General features: G+C 44.1%; 2 protein-coding genes. Both read left to right on the top strand.

The window, feature by feature from the left end; translation table 11 throughout:
• Window positions 1–112 precede the first annotated feature (112 nt).
• Window positions 113–793, top strand: coding sequence for a dethiobiotin synthase (gene bioD, locus LC574_RS35340; protein WP_229458283.1), 681 nt, complete (start codon window positions 113–115; stop codon window positions 791–793).
• A 530-nt stretch (window positions 794–1,323) separates the two neighbouring features.
• Window positions 1,324–2,515: M20 family metallopeptidase (locus LC574_RS35335; protein ID WP_229458282.1), on the top strand; the 1,192-nt coding region annotated here is incomplete at its 3' end.

The raw sequence follows: 2,515 nt of genomic DNA, 5'->3' as shown, positions 1-2,515 counted from the left end.
TAATCCTCGTCTAGAAAGATGGTTAGATCATTTTCAGTGGGCAAATGGTGGTACTCATATTATTGGGATAACTGCTAGTGGAAGGGCAACGGTTTTCTGGCCAAAGAAATTAATGTTAAACACACTACTGATTACTGGAACTGATACCGAAGCTGGTAAAACTGTTTTAACAACAGCGTTAGCAGCCTATTGGCAAAAATATTACCCGCAGCGTAGCTGGGGAATCATGAAACCGATTCAATCGGGGATTGGCGATCGCGAGTGGTATCAAAAGCTATTTACACTAGGACAATCTTCAGAAGAAATTACACCTTTGTACTTTCAAGCACCTTTAGCCCCTCCGATCGCAGCAGCACAGGAAAATCGCCAAGTAGATTTAGCAGTAGTTTGGCAAGCTTTATCTAAATTGCGATCGCAGCGTGATTTTCTGCTTGTAGAAGCTTTGGGTGGATTAGGTTCGCCTGTAACTGAGGAATTAACAGTAGCCGATTTAGCAGGAGAATGGCGTTTACCAACGGTATTGGTAGTACCAGTGAGATTGGGTGCGATCGCTCAAGCAGTGGCGAACGTAGCATTAGCTAGACAATCGCGCATCAATCTTAAAGGCATTGTGCTGAACTGCGTACAACCTCGAACTGATGCAGAAATAGCCGACTGGACACCACAGCAATTGATTCAATCACTTACTAACACGCCAGTTTTAGGCTGCTTACCCTATTTAGATAACCTGACTGATTTAGATAAACTTGCTCAAGTAGCATCAGATTTAGATTGGGAAACGCTGACACATTAAATCTTGTCATTACCAACATCTTTATAAATCTTTGCTTCGTTGCCATCCCGCCTTGGAATAAATTCCTCTTGCTTATAGCTAAAGTCCTCTCAAGAGGACTAAATATAAGATTTTACAGCAGTTTTCATGTATTTGAACCACATCTATCGTAGGGGCTAAACTTTGCTCATTGGTGTCAACTTACAGCAGTTTTCATGTATTTGAACCACATCTATCGTAGGGGTTTAGCATTGCTAAACCCCTACCGCGTGGTCTATTTACCTGAAAATAGCTGTAAGTAATGTAAATAGCAATACTCTGTAAAAGCAAAAATTTTAGTCCACTTGAGTGGACTTGAGCTATGAGCCGCGGAACTTCAGTTCTGGGCGGGATATCAGTCAGGGTTACACTTTGACTTTTACAAAAATGTGGGTAACGACAAGCACTTTAAATTGGGCATTGGGCATTGGGTATTAATTTTCTTCCCACGTTCCAGTCCCATGCCCTACGATAAACTAAGTTAGCTGTACTTAAACTAGCTTGTCTTTATAATGGTTTCCACCTTTCCCAATCCCTCTTCTGTTGACCTATCTCGCATCCGACTGGCGATTCGCTCATTGCAACCGCAATTAGTAGAGTGGCGGCGGCGATTGCATCAACAACCAGAGTTGGGTTTTCAAGAAAAACTGACGGCTGAATTTGTCTCACAAAAGCTGCAAGAATGGGGAATTAACCACCAAACTGGCATTGCCCAAACTGGCATTGTTTCGACCATAAAAGGCAACAAACTCCCCACTCCCCACTCCCCACTCCCCACTCCCCACGTTTTAGCGATTCGGGCAGATATGGATGCTTTGCCAATCCAAGAACTCAACGAAGTACCCTACAAATCGCAGCATGATGGAGTGATGCACGCTTGTGGACATGATGGACATACTGCGATCGCATTAGGTACAGCTTACTATCTCCAACAGCATCGCCAAGACTTCTCCGGGACTGTGAAAATTATCTTTCAGCCAGCCGAAGAATCACCAGGAGGCGCAAAGCCGATGATTGAAGCTGGAGTTCTGAAAAATCCTGATGTTGATGCAATTATTGGTTTGCACTTGTGGAATAATTTGCCCTTGGGAACAGTGGGTGTGCGGGCTGGGGCGTTGATGGCAGCTGTGGAGTGCTTTAACTGCACAATTTTGGGCAAAGGTGGACACGGCGCACTACCCCATCAAACGGTGGATTCCGTTGTAGTTGCTGCCCAAATTGTAAATGCTCTGCAAACCATTGTCGCCCGGAATGTTAATCCTATTGATTCGGCTGTGGTGACAGTGGGCGAACTTCATGCTGGAACCAAGCGGAATGTGATTGCTGACACAGCGAGAATGAGTGCGACTGTCAGGTATTTTAATCCTAGTTTAAAAGGCTTTTTTAACCAGCGTGTCGAGCAGATTATTGCTGGAATTTGTCAAAGTCATGGTGCGAGTTATGACTTAGAATACTGGTCACTTTATCCACCAGTAATTAATGATATGAAGATGGCAGAGTTGGTGCGAATTGTAGCAGAAGAAGTGGTAGAAACCCCGTTGGGTATTGTGCCAGAATGCCAGACTATGGCTGCTGAAGATATGTCATTTTTCTTGCAAGAGGTTCCTGGTTGCTATTTCTTTTTAGGTTCTGCGAATCCAGAGAAAGATTTGGCGTATCCCCATCATCATCCCCGGTTTGATTTTGACGAAACGGCATTGGGAA

Origin of the sequence: Nostoc sp. CHAB 5715, assembly GCF_020829685.1 — a bacterium.
Classification (GTDB): Bacteria; Cyanobacteriota; Cyanobacteriia; order Cyanobacteriales; family Nostocaceae; genus Nostoc.
The sequence above is the reverse complement of the archived record's forward strand: the minus strand, read 5'-3'. Positions and strand labels throughout refer to the sequence as shown.